The 18,410-nt window shown below is 54.8% G+C and carries 15 protein-coding genes and 1 pseudogene; 2 read left to right on the top strand and 14 right to left on the bottom strand.

Going from position 1 to position 18,410, the window contains the following annotated elements:
• The first annotated feature begins 5 nt into the window (after positions 1-5).
• Positions 6-677, top strand: coding sequence for an O-methyltransferase (locus MHI24_RS28260; protein ID WP_340022872.1), 672 nt, complete (start codon positions 6-8; stop codon positions 675-677).
• A 77-nt stretch (positions 678-754) separates the two neighbouring features.
• Here the strand turns inward: MHI24_RS28260 and MHI24_RS28255 are convergent, their stop codons facing one another.
• From MHI24_RS28255 to MHI24_RS28215, 9 genes are all read right to left on the bottom strand, one after another.
• Positions 755-1,675 (bottom strand): metal ABC transporter substrate-binding protein, encoded by a 921-nt coding sequence (locus tag MHI24_RS28255; protein WP_340026823.1) that lies wholly within the window; start codon positions 1,673-1,675, stop codon positions 755-757.
• A 20-nt stretch (positions 1,676-1,695) separates the two neighbouring features.
• On the bottom strand, positions 1,696-2,538 hold the full coding sequence (locus MHI24_RS28250) for a metal ABC transporter permease (RefSeq protein WP_340022870.1): 843 nt from the start codon (positions 2,536-2,538) through the stop codon (positions 1,696-1,698).
• Positions 2,531-3,274 carry a metal ABC transporter ATP-binding protein gene (locus tag MHI24_RS28245; protein WP_340026822.1) on the bottom strand — a complete coding sequence of 248 codons (744 nt, stop codon included), beginning with the start codon at positions 3,272-3,274 and terminating at the stop codon, positions 2,531-2,533. Before MHI24_RS28245 ends, MHI24_RS28250 begins: the two co-directional genes overlap by 8 nt.
• 219 nt (positions 3,275-3,493) lie before the next feature.
• Positions 3,494-4,720: an MFS transporter gene (locus tag MHI24_RS28240; RefSeq protein WP_340022869.1), complete on the bottom strand. Its 1,227-nt coding sequence runs from the start codon at positions 4,718-4,720 to the stop codon at positions 3,494-3,496.
• Positions 4,721-4,780: 60 nt separating this feature from the next.
• Positions 4,781-5,551 carry a response regulator gene (locus tag MHI24_RS28235; protein ID WP_340022868.1) on the bottom strand — a complete coding sequence of 257 codons (771 nt, stop codon included), beginning with the start codon at positions 5,549-5,551 and terminating at the stop codon, positions 4,781-4,783.
• Positions 5,551-7,293, bottom strand: a complete 1,743-nt coding sequence (locus tag MHI24_RS28230; protein WP_340022867.1) for a histidine kinase — start codon at positions 7,291-7,293, stop codon at positions 5,551-5,553. Before MHI24_RS28230 ends, MHI24_RS28235 begins: the two co-directional genes overlap by 1 nt.
• Positions 7,294-7,404: 111 nt before the next feature.
• Positions 7,405-8,976 carry an extracellular solute-binding protein gene (locus tag MHI24_RS28225; protein WP_340022866.1) on the bottom strand — a complete coding sequence of 524 codons (1,572 nt, stop codon included), beginning with the start codon at positions 8,974-8,976 and terminating at the stop codon, positions 7,405-7,407.
• A 39-nt stretch (positions 8,977-9,015) separates the two neighbouring features.
• Positions 9,016-9,897 (bottom strand): carbohydrate ABC transporter permease, encoded by an 882-nt coding sequence (locus MHI24_RS28220; protein WP_340022865.1) that lies wholly within the window; start codon positions 9,895-9,897, stop codon positions 9,016-9,018.
• A gap of 17 nt (positions 9,898-9,914) precedes the next feature.
• A complete protein-coding gene (locus tag MHI24_RS28215; RefSeq protein ID WP_340022864.1) occupies positions 9,915-10,898 on the bottom strand; it encodes an ABC transporter permease subunit in 984 nt (327 codons plus the stop codon).
• 163 nt (positions 10,899-11,061) lie between these two features.
• Between MHI24_RS28215 and MHI24_RS28210 the strand changes: the two genes are divergently transcribed.
• A complete protein-coding gene (locus tag MHI24_RS28210; protein WP_340022863.1) occupies positions 11,062-11,895 on the top strand; it encodes an AraC family transcriptional regulator in 834 nt (277 codons plus the stop codon).
• A gap of 484 nt (positions 11,896-12,379) precedes the next feature.
• Here MHI24_RS28210 and MHI24_RS28205 read toward each other — a convergent pair whose 3' ends face one another.
• From MHI24_RS28205 to MHI24_RS28185, 5 genes and pseudogenes are all read right to left on the bottom strand, one after another.
• Complete coding sequence (locus tag MHI24_RS28205; RefSeq protein ID WP_340022862.1) at positions 12,380-13,060, bottom strand: hypothetical protein; 681 nt, start codon at positions 13,058-13,060, stop codon at positions 12,380-12,382.
• A 607-nt stretch (positions 13,061-13,667) separates the two neighbouring features.
• Positions 13,668-14,729 (bottom strand): endo-1,4-beta-xylanase, encoded by a 1,062-nt coding sequence (locus MHI24_RS28200; RefSeq protein WP_340022861.1) that lies wholly within the window; start codon positions 14,727-14,729, stop codon positions 13,668-13,670.
• Positions 14,730-14,774: 45 nt separating this feature from the next.
• Positions 14,775-16,337, bottom strand: coding sequence for a glycoside hydrolase 43 family protein (locus MHI24_RS28195; RefSeq protein ID WP_340022860.1), 1,563 nt, complete (start codon positions 16,335-16,337; stop codon positions 14,775-14,777).
• A gap of 28 nt (positions 16,338-16,365) precedes the next feature.
• Positions 16,366-16,704 carry a hypothetical protein gene (locus MHI24_RS28190; protein ID WP_340026821.1) on the bottom strand — a complete coding sequence of 113 codons (339 nt, stop codon included), beginning with the start codon at positions 16,702-16,704 and terminating at the stop codon, positions 16,366-16,368.
• A 57-nt stretch (positions 16,705-16,761) separates the two neighbouring features.
• Positions 16,762-18,285, bottom strand: a pseudogene (locus MHI24_RS28185) (glycoside hydrolase family 43 protein); the annotation flags it as partial.
• Positions 18,286-18,410 lie beyond the last annotated feature (125 nt).

Raw genomic sequence — 18,410 nt, 5'->3', positions numbered from 1 at the left:
TTCAAATGAACGAACAGAGCAAATGGAGTAAGGTAGATAGCTATTTCGTTGACAGGCTGCTGACCGCAGATCCGGTGCTGGACGCCGTACTGGATGCCAATGCCGGAGCCGGGCTGCCGAATATTGACGTCGCTCCCAACCAGGGGAAGCTGCTGCACCTGCTCGCCAAGATGAAGGGGGCCGCCAACATTCTGGAAATAGGTACGCTGGGCGGATACAGCACCATCTGGCTGGCACGGGCTTTGCCGGAGACCGGCAGGCTGGTCACACTGGAATTCGAGCATAAGCACGTTGTTGTCGCTGAGGATAATCTGAGATTGGCGGGGGTGTCCGGTAAGGTGGAGGTCATGGAAGGTCCGGCACTGGAGTCGCTGGCGCTGCTGGAGGCCCGGGGAACAGAGCCGTTCGACTTCATCTTCATTGATGCCGACAAGCCGAACAATCCCCATTACCTGAAATGGGCGCTGAAGCTGGCCCGGCCGGGAGCGGTCATTGTAGCCGATAACGTGGTGCGCAACGGCGAAGTGATTAACCCGGACAGTACAGATGACCGGGTGCAGGGCATCCGCCGTTTCTTGGACCTGCTCGCGGAGGAGCCGCGCATAGATGCTACTGCCCTGCAGACAGTAGGCAGCAAGGGCTATGACGGCTTCGTCCTCGGAATTGTCACCGCTTGAACAATGAACAATAACGGAATGAACCCGCCAAGACTGGATAAGCCATTCATCCACGCTGGCGGGTTATTTGTTGGGGTCTATTGGGACAAGCCCTCAACAACCTTGTCGATATTCCATTTAATCATCTTCAGATAGGTATCGCCGTCCTCGCCTTCTTTGGCTAAGGAGTCTGTGAAAATCCTGGAGTGAACCGGCACCCCGGTCTCCGTGGAGACCGTCTCCATCGTCTTGGGATTGACGCTCGTCTCCAGGAATAACGCCGGAATCTGCTTTTCCTTGATGATGCCGATGATCCGGTTCATCTGCTCGGGAGTCCCCTGGCTGTCGGTGTTAATCTCCCAGATGAAGGCGGACTCGAAGCCGTAAGCCTTGGAGAAGTATTTGAAGGCCCCTTCACTGGTCACCAGGACGCGCTTCTCCTGCGGGACCCTGCTCACAGCTTCCTTGGCATACTGGTCCAGCTCCGTCAGTTCCTTCACATAGGCAGTCTGGTTATCCAGATAATACTGCTTATTGTCCGGGTCCCGTTCAATCACCCGTGCGGTGATGACCTCCACATACTTGACTGCATTCCGGATGTCCAGCCAGGCATGAGGGTCCACCTGGGACTCCTTCCCCTTCTCGGTTAAGTACATCGGTTCTACCCCTTCGGAGACGGCGAACGCGGCTTCCTCCTTCTTCGTTACCTTAAGCAGATCCTGGAACCAGCCCTTGCCGGTCTCCAGATTCAGACCGTTATAGAAAATCAGGTCCGCACCGGACACCTTCCCGGTGTCCGCAGGCAGCGGATCATACATATGCGGGTCTGTGCCGATGGGAACCATGCTGTAGACATCCGCCTTGTCTCCGGTAATATTCCGGGTCATATCCGCGAGAATGGAATAGGTGGCTACAATCTGCAGTTTTCCGTCATCCTCAGCTTCCCCCTTGCTGGTACTGCTGTCAGCACAGGCCGCGAGCAGCAGAAGGAGCAGGGATACGGTTATGATTTTGACGATATGAATCCGGTTTGTAAGCTTCATGCTTGCTTCAATCCTCTCCGCAGGAAATTATTCTTAGGCGATACAATGAATGAAATGATGAACAGGGCCATGCCCACCAGCACGATCGTGGCGCTTGTCGGCAGATTGAAGCGGAAGCTCACATACACACCGGCTACACCGGATACCGCTCCGGCCGCAGAGGCCATAATAATCATATGCAGCAAGGTATTCGACCACAGATACGAGGTGGCTGCCGGAATGACCAGCATGGCGATTACCAGCACGATGCCGACCTGGGACAGGGAAGAGACAGTCACGACCGAGAGCAGCATCATCAGCAGATAATGATAGAAGCCGGTCTTCAGCCCGTAAGCCTTCGCCACGACCGGGTCGAACGAGCTGATCAGCAGCTCCTTGTACAGCAGGGCAATGACAGCGATCACCACCAGCATAATGATGAAGGATTGCAGCAGCTCGGATTGCGGAACGGCCAGAATGTTGCCGAACAGAATATGGGTGAGATCCAGCCCGCTGCGGGCAAACGTAATCAGGACAATGCCGAGCGCGAAAAAGGAGCTGAGAATAATACCGATCGACGTATCGCTCTTGATATTGCTGCGGCTGGTGATGAATTGAATGAGAATCGCGGCGATCAGGCCGAACAAGGAAGCACCTAACAGCATGTTGATCCCCAGGATATAAGACAGGGCCACCCCCGGAAGCACCGCGTGGGATAGGGCGTCACCCATCAGCGACATTTTGCGCAGAACGATGAAGCTGCCCAGCGCCCCCGACACAATCCCCAGGATAATGGCCGATAAGCCGGCGTTCATCGCGTATACCGGAATGTTCAAGAGACCTGATAAGGACTCAAGCATGAGCGGCACCTCCCGCGCCCTGAATCATCACATTGCCCAGGGATGTACCGTAGGCCCGGCGGATATTCTCCGTGGTGAACGTATCCTGCACATCTCCGAAGGCGATCAGCTGCTTGTTGAGCAGAATGATTTTGTCAAAATACTCCTCTACCTCATGCAGGTCATGGTGGACCACCAGAATCGTCTTCCCTTCCTCGCGGAGCTGCTTGAACAGGTTCACAATGATGCGCTCACTGAGCATGTCAATGCCGACAAACGGCTCATCGAGGAAGAACACACTGGCCTCCTGGGCCAGCGCCCGGGCGATAAACACCCGCTGAAGCTGTCCTCCGGACAAGTTACTGATTCTCTTCTCGGCAAGGTCACTGATCTCCACCATCGCCATGCTGCGCTCCGCGATCTCCCGCTCCCTCTTCCCCGGCCGCCGGAACAGCTTCAGGTTCGGATAGGTTCCGGTTAACACCGTGTCCTTGACGGTGATGGGAAAAGTCAGGTCGATATCGTTCTTCTGCGGCACATAAGCGATCTTCCGTCTGTAGCGGGCGATGTCCTGCCCCTCTGCCTTCACCGTACCGCTCCGCTTCTTGATGACGTCCAGCAGCGCCTTGATGAATGTGGATTTACCGGCGCCGTTAGGCCCGATGATGCCCACCGAATGCCCGAAGGGAATATCCAGCGTTACCCCCTCCAGCGCGGTATGCCCGAAATAGTCAACATGTAGCCCTTTGATCTGAATCATCTCTAACACCCCTCTCCGCTCAGGCCTGTCTGGCCTGTTCATATATCTATTGTTTCTTGGATGCATATATGTTTCCTCAAGGAAACTTTTATTCTTATGGATAATATATTTGATCATAGGCAAATTGTCAACGGGTCACGGCAAAAAAGCCCAACCGGGCGGCCGCTTCATGCGGACATCCTGATTAGGCTGATGAAATCCTTCGGCGGGGACCCTTTAATTCCCCTTGGGCAGCGTGATGAAGATAAAGAAACCGATCAGAAACAACGGAATAATCGACAGAATGCTATAGCTGGCATGCCCGGTCAGCGTGGTGGTCAGCGACATTAAGGCAGGCCCGAGAATCGCCGCGAACTTGCCGAAAATATTGTAAAACCCGAAGAATTCATTGGAATTCTCCTTCGGGATGATTTTGGCGAAATAGGAGCGGCTCAGCGCCTGGATTCCGCCCTGTGCCGAGCCGATCAGCGCCCCCAGCAGAAAGATATGCCACACCGAGGTAATGAAGAAAGCGGCGATACAAGAGATGATATAGGTAAAGATTCCGGCAATGATCATCGTCCGCGCAGAGTAGGTTTTGGCCAGATTGCCGTATAGAATAGCGCAGGGAAAAGCGATAATCTGGATGATGAGCAGAATCCCCAGCAGCGTGAAGGTATCTAGGGCGTCTGTGCCGAGGACGGAGGTTGCGTAGGGCACGACCATTTTGATAATCGTGTCTACTCCGTCAATGTAGAAGAAATAGGCCAGCAGGAAGACAAAGACCAGCTTGTGCTGGCGGATATTCCTGAAGGTCGCAGCGAGGCGCTTGAAGCTGTTCGCCACAGGCTTCGGCTCGGGCTCGATATAATATCTCTGCTTCACATCGCGCAGCATCGGAACTGTGAGCAGCCCCCACCACAGCGCGGTAATGATGAACCCGAGCTGGTAGCCGATGGCCTTGTCCATCCCCAGCAGGAAGATCAGCAGCAGGCTGATGCCGAACGGAATACAGCTGAAGATATACCCGTAGGCGAACCCTCTGGTGGATACCCTGTCCATCCGCTCATCGGCGCTGACATCGACCAGGAAGGAATCGTAGAAGATATTGGACCCGGCAAAGCCGATGGCCGACAGGATGTAGAACACCATTAACAGCTGCCACTGCCCGCTGTCCGGCGGCACGAAGGCCAGGGATGCGGTGGACAGCACGCCGAGCGCTGCGAAGAACAGGAAGAATCGCTTCTTCCGGTCCTTGTAATCGGCAATGGTCCCTAAGACCGGACTCAACACGGCAACCAGAATACTGGCAATGGAGTTGAAGTACCCCAGATCCATGCTGCTGCCCACATTCTCGAACATCCCGAAGATAATCGGCAGCAGCGCCGTGGTCACAGCCATCGAATAGGCGGAATTCCCGCAGTCATATAGAATCCACGATTTCTCCTCTTTGGTTAGCTTCATCTGATCTTCTCCTCTTATAACCGGTTGGTTCAGTTATATCACGCGAACATATGAAGCATGTTAATCGGATGTAAAATCATTGCCGGATTGAACCGGTCCGGCGGATGCAGCAGAGCAACAGGCTTCGTCTGAATCCCGGTAAGCTCCGGGAGTGCTGCCGGTATATTTTTTGAACACCTTGTTGAAATAGTGCTTATTCTCGTACCCTACCCGGCGGCCGATCTCGCTCACCGGCAGGTCCCGGCGGGTGCGGAGCAGCGTCTGCGCTTCCCGGATGCGGGTCGTATTCAGATAATTCACGAAGGTATCGCCGGTCAGCTTCTTGAACAGATTGCTGACGTAATTGGGATGAAGCTGCATCAGCTCCGCCAGATGGTCGAGCGACAGATCGTTCATATAATTTGCCTGGGTATAGGCCAGAATCCGCCGGGCATGAGGCGTGGCCTCTGAAGACCCTTCAGCTGGCAGATCGCTGTGAATCCGGCCCAGCAGCGCGGCCATCTCCTGTTTATCCACCGGCTTCAGCAGATAATCCACCACCCCGGAGCGCAGCGCCCTGCGGGCATACTCGAAATCATCATACCCCGTCAGAATAATGAAGCGTTCGCACAAGCTGCCCTCCCGGGCCTCCTCCATCATTGCGAACCCGTCCTTCTCCGGCATATGAAGATCGGTCACCGTCACATCCGGCAGGTACTCCCGCATGATCTGAAGCGCCTCGAACGCGTCGCCCGCCTCCCGGATTTCGGTGCCGGCCGGCGCGGCCTCCCGGATGATTTTGACCAGGCCTCCAAGGATGATCGGCTCATCGTCTACTATCAATATGCGCATTAGTGCTCCGCCGCCCCTTTCGGTATGATGATGGTTATCGTGGTCCCCTGGCCCTCCGTGCTCTCCAGCACCAGCCGGGAAGTCCCGCCGTAGAACGACTTAATCCGCTCACTGACATTGTACAGGCCCACGCCTCCACCGGCCTCTTCTCCGGACTTCAGCTCTGCTGCGCCAGTTAACCGGGCATTAATTCTCTGAAGCTGGGCCTCAGGAATCCCGTTCCCGCTGTCCACCACACTGATCCGGATCTCTTCGGCCGTCTCCGCCGCCTGAATCTTAATGTGGACCGGCCGGAGCGTCACCGCTGCCCCGTGGATAATACTATTCTCGACCAGCGGCTGCAGAATGAATCTCGGACAGCTCAGGGTTCCGGCAGCGACGGCGATATCCACGTCATAGGTCAGTCTTTTTTGCAGCCGCATCTGGTGAATCTTCAGATAGAAGACCACCGTCTCTATCTCCTGTGAGAGGAGCGTATGATCCTCCTGCGCCGACAGGCTGTACCGCATCAGCTTGCCGAACCAGTAAGAGATTTCAGCCACCTCAGTATCGTTGTTGGACTCGGCCAGCATGCGGATGGTCTCCAGCGTATTATAGAGAAAATGCGGCTTGATCTGGGCCTGAAGCACCTTGTAAGCGGCTTCCTTATTGCGCAGCTCGGCCCGGTGGACATTGTTAATCAGCTCATCCATCCGCAGCAGCATCGAATTATAGGTATCGGTCAGGAAGCTGATCTCATCCTTCCTCCCCGGCTTATCCTCCTTGCTGACCGACTGCTTCAGGTTATCGTCGTTCAGATTACGCATATGCCGGGCCAGCCGGAGGACGCGCTTCGTAATGGTCGAAGCCAGATTATAGTATGCCAAGGATAACAGCGCCAGCAGAATGGCGAGCGTGGCAATCATCACCATCTCCTGGGTGCGGATGGAGCGGAACACCTCGGACACCTTGCCGATCACCGCGACCCGGACCCCCAGCTCCTGAATATACAGCTGATTCACAATCACCTGGCGGTTCATGAAATACGGCTCCCGGTCCAGCGAGGCCAATCTGGCCCGGGACGCCTCGTCCAGCCCGGCGAGGATATCCTCCCGGCCCTGCGGCATCCCTTCCGGCGGCAGCAGCAGCGCGTTCCAGTCGCCCCCGCCGGTCGCTCTATAGAACTTGCGGATCAGCTCACTGCTGACCCGCAGCTCCAGCAGGCCGATAATCTCGGTGAAATCCGGATTATAGATATTCTGATAGAACACCAGCGGAGGCGCTTCCATCGCCGGGTCCGGCAGCACCCATTTGCCCTGTCCGGGCAGCAGCCCGCGGGAGTCCAGCGCCCCTTGGGCATCCAGTGCCGACATCTCCAGCAGCCTGTCAGTAATAGGCAGCACGCCCGGCTTGGTTACATAGATGCGGAAGGCCTCAATTTCAGGGCTGATATTCAGCGACTGCATAATCACGGGATTGATATACCGGTTATAGGCATAGATACTCTCCGAATCCGACGCATAGCTTCCGTCCAGATAATCCATGACATACGGATTGTACTGGAGCATACGCTGAGTCGAATCGATCCGGGCCAGATCCGCCTTCATGTTGGCATAGGCCTGCTCCAGAATTTTCTGCCGGCTCCCGACGAACTGGCTGCTTACGCTTTCATAAATTTTGTTGTAATAATAGTATCCGAAGGTGACAACCGGTATGAAGATCAGCAGGATGTATCCCAGTATCATTTTGCGTACAATGCTCACGTCAGGCTGTCCCCCCGGTGCCCGTTTTTTTGATTCCCTAATCGTACCACGAACAAGCAAAACCCGGTAGAGACCAGGTCTCTACCGGTAAGAATCCGCTTACGCTTAAGCTTATTTGAATAAATCCTTCTTCTTCTGGTAGGTGGCATTCGCCCAATCGGTCAGCTTCTGGAGGCCGATGCTCTCGGCGTTCTTCACCATATTCTCATAAGCGGCTACCGCTTCCTCTTCGGACTCGGCCAGATAGATTTTAACCTTCTCATTCTTGACCATTTCGTCGATCTTCGTCTTGATCGTCTTCTCCTGCGAATCCGGCTGGGTCTGGATCAGGCCCAGCTCCGGCTTGTAGATGCGCACCGACTTGAGTTCCATCAGCGCCTGGGTCTTCTGCAGATCAGGCACATAGGACAGCATGCCCTCGGTGACCCCGTCATTATAGAGATACCACCACTTAAGGCCGTTGGTGTTGACGAAATCGCCATCAGACGGATTGTACTTAAAGTCCGGGTGGCCCTCTTCATTCCAGGTCCAGTGCTCCCCTTCGACCCCGAACATCGTCAGCTTCTTGCCCTCATCGCTCGCCAGATACTGGATGAACTTGATCGAGGTCTCCGGGTCCTTGTTCTTCTTCGTAATGAACGTTCCGGCGAAGCCAAGCCCTGAGCTAACCACCTTGGCATCCTTGGAGAGCACGCTTGGCAGCATTTTGAAGGTGAAGTTGCCTTGATTGTTCTTGACCTTGATGTTATCGGAATCCGCCACGGTTACTGTGTAGCTGTGGGCGAAGGCCTTGCCGTTGATGGCATACTGGTCATCGATCTGGTCATTGGCCAGAGCAAAATTCTCGGCCAGGATGTAGCCGTTACGGTACAGACTGTTCATAAACTTGAAGAAGTCGAGCATCCTCGGCTGCTTGATCGCATATTCCACCTTACCGTCTTTTTCATACCATCCGTCCAGCAGCGTCTCTGTGCCGAACTGGGCCAGGAAATACTGCTCGATCCAGTCTTTGTCCATAATCAGCGGGACCATGTCGGGATACTTCTCCTTGACCATCCCCAGCACCTTAACGAAGTCGTCCAGCGTCTTGATTGGCGGATTGCCCAGCTCCTTCATAATATCCTCGCGGACCGCGATGCCCGGGTTGCCGTCGCTGCCCAGGGAATATTTACTGTTCTTCATCTCCTCCTCGGTCGCGAAGGAGTTGCGGACGGTATAGAATTTGCCGTCATCCATCGTATGGATGGCAATACGGGTCTTGTCGATTTTGAAATCCGGCGCATACTTCTCAATCAGCTCATTCCAGGAATAGGACAGCTTCGAGTCGGATAAGCGGTCCACGTTCGAGTAGGTGAAGACCAGATCGGGCAGGTCGCCCGAGGCGATCATCAGCGGCAGCTGCTTGTCATCGGTAGCCACCGTGACCTTCAGCTTCACGCCCGTCTTCTCTGTGATTTTGTCGGCAACCGGCCCCTTCCATTCGTTGATCGGATACCAAGGCGCATCGATGAACAGGCTTAGCTCCTTCACCTGCCCCGGCTGGGCCGATGCGTTCCCGCCTGCGGCGGTGTCCGGGCTGCCGGATGGAGTGCTCTGGCCGGCATTTCCTCCGTTGCCGCAGGCCGATAATACGGCAATGGCGAGTACGGCCGCTAAACTCTTGATTCTTCTGCTGTTGTTCAAGCTAATCCCTCCATGATTGAATGATTTGTAAGCTGCAGTCTAGCCTTTGACTGAACCCAGCATGATTCCGTGTACGAAGTACTTTTGCAGGAACGGGTACACACAGATAATCGGCACAATGGATACTACCATTGAAGTCACCTGCAGCGAGAAGCTGGTCACTCCGGCCGAGGCACTGTTCGCCACCGCGATGGAATCCATCGGGGAATTGCTCTTGTTGATGACCTCCATCATGCGGAAGGCCATCGTGCGCAGCTCCTCGGACTGGACGAAATATGCCGAATCGAGCCAGGAGTTCCACTGCCCGACCCCCATGAACAAGGCCATGGTAGCCAGCACCGGTGTGGAGACCGGCAGAATAATGCGGAAGAAAATCGTAAGCTCCCCGGCCCCATCGATATGTGCCGACTCCTTAAGCTCGCCGGGAATCTCGCGGAAGAACGAGATGGCGATGAGCAGGAAGAACGTGCTGAGCATTGAAGGGATAATGTAGACTGCAAAGGAATTAAGCAGACCCAGTGAACGCAGCACCACATAGTAAGGAATCAGGCCGCCGGAGAAGTACATCGCGAATACGATCACTGTAAAATAGACCTTGCTGAACAGCAAATCCCTGTGTGACAGCCCGTAAGCAACGATACTGGTGAGCAGCAGTCCAAGCAGAGTTCCTGATACGGTCCGCAGCACGCTGACCAGAAAGGCTTTTAACCATTTGGGATCATCGATAAACATCCGGTAGTTCTCCAGTGTGAAGTTCCGGGGCCACAGATACATGCCGCCCAGCAGCGAGTCAGAGCCTTTGTTGAAGGAGGCAATCAGCACGTAATAGAACGGATAGAGCATGGTGAGCATGATGATGAACAAGACCGCATAGATGATACTGTCGAAGATGAGATCCTTCTGTCGCTGGCTCTTGAGCATAGTTTAACCTCCTCTCTCTAGAACAGACTTGAGCCTGACACCCGTTTGGCTATAAAGTTACTGCTGAAGATCAGTATGACCGAAATAACAGATTGGATGAGATCGATCGCCGCCGCATAGGAGAACCGTCCGTCACTGAGGCCCACCCTGAAGGCGTAGGTCTGGACAATTTCCGAGGTCGGGTTATTGATGCTGTTGCCGAACAGGTACGCCTGCTCGAAGTTGGAGCCGACCAGCCCGCCGCCGAGGATGCTGCCGATGGTCAGGACCAGCACGACTACGATTGTTCCCTTCATCCCCGGCAGGGTGATATAGCGGATGCGCGCCAGCCTTCCGGCTCCGTCAATCTGCGCAGCTTCATAGAGCGACGGGCTGATGCCCGAGATCGCCGCCAGAAAAATAATCGTCCACCAGCCCATCTCCTTCCACACCGCGCTCCCTACCGCCAGCCCCCAGAAGTAATTCGGACTGGTCAGGAAGCCGAGCGGCTCATCGATGAAGCCCATCCCTATCAGCGCCTTATTGACTACCCCGACATCTGCGGACAGGAAGGCGTAGGAGACACCGACCACTACCACCCATGAGATGAAATGCGGCAGGTAGCTGATCGTCTGCACGAATCTTTTGAAGGCCATATGCCTTACTTCATTGAGCAGAATCGCCAGCAGAATCGGCGCCGGGAAGGCGAAGATCACCTTCAGCAGGCTAAGGACCAGCGTGTTGCGGACCAGCTTGCCGAACTGATAGTCATGTACGAATTCATCGAAATACTTCAGGCCGACCCAGTCGCTGGTGAAGATCCCCTTGATGCCGCTGGAGATGCTGTAGTCCTTGAAGGCCATCAGAATACCAAACATCGGAGTGTAGGCGAAGATCAGCAGATAGATCATGCCGAGTCCGACGAACAAATGCAGGATCTTCTGTTTTTTGAAGCGTTTCCATAAAAGCGGCCCGCGGCCGCCCCCGGTTCCGGGAGTTCTTGGCTGTGTATCCAGTTCCATATTCGCTCCTCCTTTACATTCAGTTTACCTGCGGCGTGAGGTGCGGCGTAAGCCAACATTCTTAAGAAAGCGTTGTCATTTTTACAGGCGGGTCTTTGTGTATTTGCCGGATTCGGCTTATAGTAAGAGTACTAAGCTTAGCGTAAAGGATACGGTGCTGACGATGAATTCAAGAGAACACGGGCTCAGCGAGGGGCCTATGGTGAAAGGAAACGGATATAAGCCTGCCAATCTGCACCGGTGGGGACCGGGCGTACGCGATGTCTATGCGCTGCATTATATCGTAAGCGGCAGGGGCTTTCTGGAGACCGGGCAGGGGATATTTCCGGTGGAGGCGGGCGGCAGCTTTATGATTTTTCCGCAGATGGAGGTGTATTATTATCCTGATCCGCAGGACCCGTGGGCGTATTGCTGGATAGAATTCAGCGGGTCCGAAGCCTTGCGGCTGCTGGACATGATTCACCTGACCCCGGAACAGCCCGTTGCCGTGCTGCCTGCGCCGCAGGATCTGAGTCCCCTGTTCGGCCGGGTGAAGGCGAATGAGCTGGAGCCGTATGCGCGGGAGCGTGCGGAGGCGGGACTCCATCTGCTGCTGTCGTACTACATGGAGTATTATCCGAGTGAGCAGGCGGCGGCCAAGAAGGATTATGCCGGTTCCGCCAAGGCCTACATCGAGAGTAACTACTGGAAGTCCTCGCTGTCGGTGCTGGATGTCGTCGAATATGTCAAAATCGAGCGCAGCTACCTGTTCCGGCTGTTCAAGAAAGCGACCGGCATGTCCATCTCCGGCTATCTGACCGCCTTCCGGGTCCGGCGCGCCTGCGAGCTGCTCGGCGAATCGCGCCTGTCGGTCAAGTCATTGTCGTACTCGGTCGGCTACCACGACCCGCTGTACTTCTCGAAGATCTTCAAGAAGGTGACCACGTACACGCCGTCGCAGTACCGGAAGGCTTATAAGGAAGGGAAGGTGGCGCTTGCTGGGGTGGACAGGGGGTGAGGGGGATGGCGGGGGCTCCGCAGCGTCCAATGTGTTCGGTTTTTCGCATACATTTGGCCACCACGCCTCCGCCACGTCCAATGTGTTCGGTTTTTCGCATACATTTGGCCCACGCGCCTCCGCCACGCCCAATGTGTTCGGTTTTTCGCATACATTTGGTCCATGTGCCTCCGCCACGCCGAATGTGTTCGTTTTTTCGCATACATTTGCTCCACGCGCCTCCTCAGCGCCGAATGTGTTCAGTTTTTCGCATATATTTGCTCCACGCTCATCCGCCACGTCCAATGTGTTCGGTTTTTCACATACATTTGGTCCACGCGCCTCCTCAGCGCCGAATGTGTTCGGTTTTTCGCATATATTTGCTCCACGCACCTCCGCCACGCCCAATGTGTTCGGTTTTTCGCATACATTTGGCCCCCACGCCTCCGCCACGCCCAATGTGTTCGGTTTTCAATTACACTCCGACCGGGCGCCTTTCCAGTCTTCAGACCAGATCAGGACTTTGAATTGTACCTATGTACTCGTAGTATGTAACCCGTGGAGATGTCCCTCTCGCTACAGGGCGAAATTTTCCCTTATCCACCAGCATACGGCTGTACTTAATAATTGTCATGGTATGAAGCTCAAGCTCTCTCGCTGCATCACCCGGACGGAGGACACGGTGGTTACGAATGGCTAACCGCATCAAATCCCGTTCAATTCTGGAATAGGGTTTCTCTGTGCTTCCATTAGCAGCTGCTGCTGACAAATAGGGAAACAGCAGGTTCCGCAGTGTGGAGAGGACAAAGGACGGATTTTCTTTCATCTCATCCAGCGAGATATAGAGCACCATATAGTCCTGAGACTGCAGGAAGAGACCGCGATTCAAGTCCATCCGGTATTTGCTCCGGTCGGTGCCATGCGAACCATAATCCATAATCTCGAATGCAATACGTGAGGAACCAACCTTCCACAGTAAATCAATAAAATAGGATCTCCCGCGCCAGTCCTTAACTTCATATTCCGGATGGAGTCCGTGAAAATGTCCAACAAGCGGCCACCACACACATTCTACGAATAAGCGGTTACCGTAGCTGTGTCCCCGCTTGAGCGCATCAAGCCGCTCCCCCTTTCTTCGTTTCAAATGATGGTTTAACCATTGGTCATGTTCTTCAGTAAATCCCACTTCAATCCCCTCGCTCTACAATGAAATTAATGTCTGAACGCACAAAGCCCCGCCGCCTTCTAAAGATAGAAGGGAGCGGGGCATTCTTTGCCACGTTTAGTATAACTAATTTTAGTGTGCCACTTTTGGTCATAGAACGCAAGATGCAGATAGAAAACTGCTGTACGGGCCAGCTCCAGAAGCAAAATGTGTTCGCTTTTTCGCATACATTCTGCCCATTCGCCTACGTCACGTCCAATATGTTCGCTTTTTCGCATACATTCCGCCCACGCGCCTACGCCACACCCAATGTGTTCGGTTTTTCGCATACATTCCGTCCACTCGCCTCCGCCACACCCAATGTGTTCCGTTTTTCGCGTACATTCTACCCACGCGCATTCGCTACGCCGAATGTGTTCGGTTTTTCGATTACATTCCGTCCACGCGCCTCAAAAAAGACTGCTCCCGGCGCGACTTGCAGCGCATGGGGAACAGCCTTTATCATGCTTATGAGCCTACTCAGCCGGAACTGCCTCCAGCAACGCTTATGAGCCTACTCAGCCGAACGGTCTCCAGCAACGCCTACGAGCTTACTCAGCCGGAACGGCCTCAAGCAACGCCTACGAGCTTACTCGCCCGGAACTGCCTCAAGCTCCGGTTGGACTACGCTGTCCGGTTGAGGCACACTAGCGTCAGTGAGGTCCTGGCTGCCGGTGGTTTCCATCAGGGCTGACGAGCCGCCCAGGTATTGCTTCAGCCATTTCAGCGCCGGACGTTCTGTACCGTTGGAGTTCACCAGGTGGGTGCCCGATGCCCAGGTCTGATTCTGGATGTAGCCCCACAGGGTAATGCCCTTGACCGAAGGATGGTTCCACAGTACCGGGAACTTCGTTTGGTATCTGGCAAGCTGCGTATTGTCATCGCCGGTGATGTCCAGCTCAGAGACATAGATCGGCAGGCCGGTCGCCGCGAGCTTGTTCAGCACCGTATTCATCGTGCTCACACTGACATTATCCATATTGAAGTAGTGGCACTGAATGCCGATGCCGTCGATCAGACCTCTGGACTTCAGGATATTAATAATATTCACATATTTGTCAGCCGCGCTGGGATCACCGATAATGCCGTAGTCATTGAGGTGCAGCTTGGCGTTCGGGAATGCGGCTCTGGCCTGCTGGAAGGACCAGATCACCCAGTCCCAGCCGGTGCTTCCATCGCCGCCAATAGCATTGCGGTACGAAGGCTTGGCATGCAGCGGCTCATTGACGACATCCACGTAAGCAGTCTTCGCGGAATAACGCTGGCCTGCCTGCGCAATGAAGGAGCTGATCTCCGCCTTCTGCTCCGCTGCCGACAAGCCGGCCACCCAGTTTGGCTCCTGGCTTCCCCAGACCAGGGTATGGAATTTGAACGGGATGTTCTTGCTAATCGCATAGTTATAGATCATATCCGCGTTGCCCCAGTTCATCTGGTTGCGGTTGCCTTCGATGGAGCCCCATTTGGTGCCATTCTCTGGCGTTACCTGATTCCAGTAGGTAGTGAAATTGCTTGGTGCGCTTCCGGCAATGATGTTCCCCAGGAACTTGGAGCCGTTGGTAATGGCCGCGCTGGCACTCCCTGCCATCACCGATGTGAGCAGAACACTGGCTAAGGCCAGCCCGCCCACAACCTTCTTAATTCTGTTCTTCAATTGAATACATCTCCTTCTTCATAATTGGTTTCAAAAGCAAACAAGCTATTCCAGCCGCAGATAATCGAAATCCGCATAGCCGCCCGCAGCCTTCGTGGCATAGTTGAACAAGGCAAAGCGGTAGCCCATGAAATGAGGCATAGTATAAGACATTTGCAGCGTATTCCCTACTGCCGTCCAGCTGTTTCCATCCGGACTATAGTAGAAATAAGCCTTGTCCGTCTGATTGGTGAAGTCGCAGACTACCTTCAGATAGACTCTATTCTGGCTGAGCGGCACATTCGCCACTTCAGCCATAGCTCCAGAGCTGGCGTTGACCATGACAATTGACTTAGAGCTGCCCGATACTTTCACACCAACGAAGCCGTATTTAGCCTGAAAAGCAGCCAGTCCGGCAACATCCCCGTCCTTCATTCCGCCTGTCTCCAGGGCGGTGGCGGCCGTGCTCTTCGGTCCGAATGTCCGCTGGGTCAGCGTGTTGCGGGCATCCAGTATGCTTGTACTCACCTTGCCGGTCGTCAGCCGCATGAACCCGGAGCGCTGGGTCAGCGACCACTTCGAGTTATCGGGATTGTGGTTCCACTGCCATACCTTGGCCAGCCCTGTCCCTGACGAACCCGCATTGAACTCGTCAGACGCATACACCTTCTTCACCGGATACCCTTCCACCGGCAGGTTCAGCGTCCGCGGCGCTTTGCCGCCGGTTCCGAAGACCGGCCAGTTGTTAGACCAGGTCACGGGAATCAGGTACGGCATACGCCCGACCGCCCCGCTGTCTCTGAAGAGCATGGCATACCAGGAGCCGGACGGCGTGTCCACAATGCCGCCCTGGGCAATGCCTGAATCGTTAAGCGACACCTGGCCTGTATAACCGCCGGTTAAGTTAGCCGAACGGTAGGTTAGCTGGGTGCGCCCGCTTCCCGAGGGCCAGCAGATCAGGAAGACATAATAATACCCGTTGATCTTCTGGATATGTGCGCCTTCCGCCTTCACGATGAAGCTTGAACCCGCAATATTACTGGAATTTGGAATAATGACCTGATTCAGTCCGCCGGACTTGATCGCCTTGGCATCTGCCGTCAGCTCAATCAGGCTGATGTTATCCACACCATACACCAGGAAGACCCGGCCGTTATCGAACAGCAGCGAGGCATCGTGATAGTAGCTGCCCAGGACCGACGAGGTCCACGGGCCGCTCTCGATGTTCGTCGTCTGATAGATATAGGTCCGGCCGGTAGCATTGGACCCGAAGGACACATAGTAGATACCGTTATTGTACCGGAGGCTGCTGGCCCACGAGCCTTTGCCGTATTCGTTCTGCCCGTTGTTCAAATTCTGGGCATCCCCGTTCGCATAGGTATCGTAGACATAGTTCACAATCTCCCAGTTGACCAGATCATAAGATTTCATGATGGGGACGCCGGGATTCATATGCATGGTGGTGCTGGTCATATAATAGACATTGCCCACCCGGATGACATCATTGTCCGGGGCATCGGCATAGATGAACGGGTTATTAAAAGTCGCTGCGCTAACCGCCGAACCATTGAACAGGATGCCGAGCAAAAGTGAAATTGCCAGCAGGTACATCCCTGTTTTTTTCGCCATAACGCCTGCCCTCCCCCTGCTTGTCCCGTCACTGGCTCCATTCAATGTAATCCACATAGGCATCCCAGCTTCCATTATCCGTGGTAACGACCAGCTTGACCTCCTGACTGCCGGTGGCATGGGCCACATTCGTCAGCGTCTGTACGGTAGGTGTTGTTCCCGTGAAATAAAACGAGCCAACGTTCACGCCGCCGATCAAAAGATCGACTCTGGCCGTAGACGAATTGTTAGAAGCTCCCCGCACCGAGAAGTTATGCGTGCCGAAGGCATAATATTGATTGAACGAGGCCGCATCATTATTGGCGTATAGCGCCACTCCGTTGAACGGGGAAGTGATGGTGCCCGCATAGGTCCCGCTTAGCGTCATATCCTCCGCTTCCACCTTGCTCACCGGAGGAGGAGTCGTGCCGCCATCGCCGCCGGATGAGAACTGCCAGTAATCGAAGTTGAACAGGTTACCGGAGCCTGATCCGGTGAAGACAAGATAGAGTCGGTGCACCCCGGTCGCGTTGCTGACTGAAGTCTGTACCTCCTGCCAGGACTGCGCTCCTCCTGTAGCAGGAACGTTGAGCGTACCGACCAGCGGGCCGGTTGCGCTGTCGAGCCGGATTTCGATTTTGCCGCCGCCTGTGGCTGACGCCACGTTCGCCTTGAAGCTGGACGCACCGTTGCCGAAATCGGCATTGCCGACAGCAACCCAGTCTCCATTGTTAATACTGGTCACATTCATATTGCCTACCGGACCGCCGGAAGCCTGGGAGCGTTCAGTGGTGATGCCCGCGTTCCAGCCAATCGTCTCGGCTTCGACCCGGTTATACGGGTTCAGATTGGCAATCTGGGCGACGCCCGCCATATTACCCTGAACCTCCTGAATGGTCCCGTTGGAATTATGGAACAGCTTATTGATATGCGGGGAGCGGTAGCCCTTGCCGTCGCCGAGTACAGCCTTCGCCACAGTCTGGGCATGGTACACCACATACCACTCGTTATTGAAGTTGAACACCGCATGGTGGTTGTTGCCGCCTACCCCGAAGAAGGTATACGGATTCTTCAGGAAATGACCGGTATAGGTGAACGGGCCCATCGGGCTGTTGCTCACCATATAGCCGATTTCACCTGCCGGATAGGCCGCCGGGTGAGTGCCCGAGAAGTTGATGCAATAGGAATAATAATATTTGCCGCCGTACTTGTGGATGCCGGAATCCTCGAACATGTAAGGGGCATCAATGGTGGATGCGCTTCCAACAATGCTCGTCATATCCGCGCCCAGGCGGAGAACACGCGCAGTCTTGGGATTCGCAATGGATGCCGGATCGGAGGTGTTCGGGATGCCGCCGCCGGCATACAGGTATCCGCTGCCGTCATCGTCAACCAGCACCGCCGGATCGAACAGCCAGGTTACGCCGGACATTCCGGGTGTGCTGCCAGTCACCAGCGCCTTGCCCAGCGGATCAGTCCACGGGCCGAGCGGAGAGTTGGCGGTTAATACACCGATGCCGGACGCGCCGTTGGCGAAGTACAGGAAGAACTTGTCCTGCCCGTTAATCTTCTTCACGGCTGCCGAAGGCGCCCAGGAGAGCGAGGCCCATTTGGCAATCCCGGCAGAGCCGTTCACATTGTTGGCTCCGGCTACCGGGATCGCGCCGTGATCGGTCCAGTTCACCATATCTGCCGACGAGATGACATTAATTTTGTTCAGTGCGCTGAAATCATTGTCCTTTACTGTTCCATTGCTGTTGTAGACATAGGCATCGCTGGACATGTAGATGTAGACTCTGCCGTTATACGTGAGCGCGAAGGGGTCGGCACCCAGCTTGTGATCCATCAGCGGGTTAGAATTGCCGGGCTGCTTAGCCGTAGCATTGCCCGCCGCATGTGCCGGGAGCATAGGCAGACAGCCCAGCAGCAGCACGAAGGTCATGGCCAGCACCGAGAGCTTTTTGAACATTAACATGCACCTCCATTACAAAGTGTTGTAAACCCTTTCAATCGGATGCGTTACAAATGCCGGATTCCTGACAGCCTCCCTTCCCTTGTATTCTTTGAATGAATCTACTAATATTTGTTATTCGT

The sequence above is a fragment of the Paenibacillus sp. FSL K6-1096 genome (assembly GCF_037977055.1).
GTDB lineage: Bacteria > Bacillota > Bacilli > Paenibacillales > Paenibacillaceae > Paenibacillus_AQ.
Note: the sequence above shows the minus strand (reverse complement) of the source record. Positions and strands in the feature narration are given on the sequence as shown.

Coding starts and splice junctions, on each gene's coding strand:
- MHI24_RS28260 (WP_340022872.1), top strand. CDS start 6: ATGAACGAACAGAGCAAATGGAGTAAGGTAGATAGCTATTTCGTTGAC.
- MHI24_RS28250 (WP_340022870.1), bottom strand. CDS start 2,538: ATGCTTGAGTCCTTATCAGGTCTCTTGAACATTCCGGTATACGCGATG.
- MHI24_RS28240 (WP_340022869.1), bottom strand. CDS start 4,720: ATGAAGCTAACCAAAGAGGAGAAATCGTGGATTCTATATGACTGCGGG.
- MHI24_RS28235 (WP_340022868.1), bottom strand. CDS start 5,551: ATGCGCATATTGATAGTAGACGATGAGCCGATCATCCTTGGAGGCCTG.
- MHI24_RS28220 (WP_340022865.1), bottom strand. CDS start 9,897: ATGCTCAAGAGCCAGCGACAGAAGGATCTCATCTTCGACAGTATCATC.
- MHI24_RS28215 (WP_340022864.1), bottom strand. CDS start 10,898: ATGGAACTGGATACACAGCCAAGAACTCCCGGAACCGGGGGCGGCCGC.
- MHI24_RS28210 (WP_340022863.1), top strand. CDS start 11,062: ATGAATTCAAGAGAACACGGGCTCAGCGAGGGGCCTATGGTGAAAGGA.
- MHI24_RS28195 (WP_340022860.1), bottom strand. CDS start 16,337: ATGGCGAAAAAAACAGGGATGTACCTGCTGGCAATTTCACTTTTGCTC.
- MHI24_RS28190 (WP_340026821.1), bottom strand. CDS start 16,704: ATGACGCTAAGCGGGACCTATGCGGGCACCATCACTTCCCCGTTCAAC.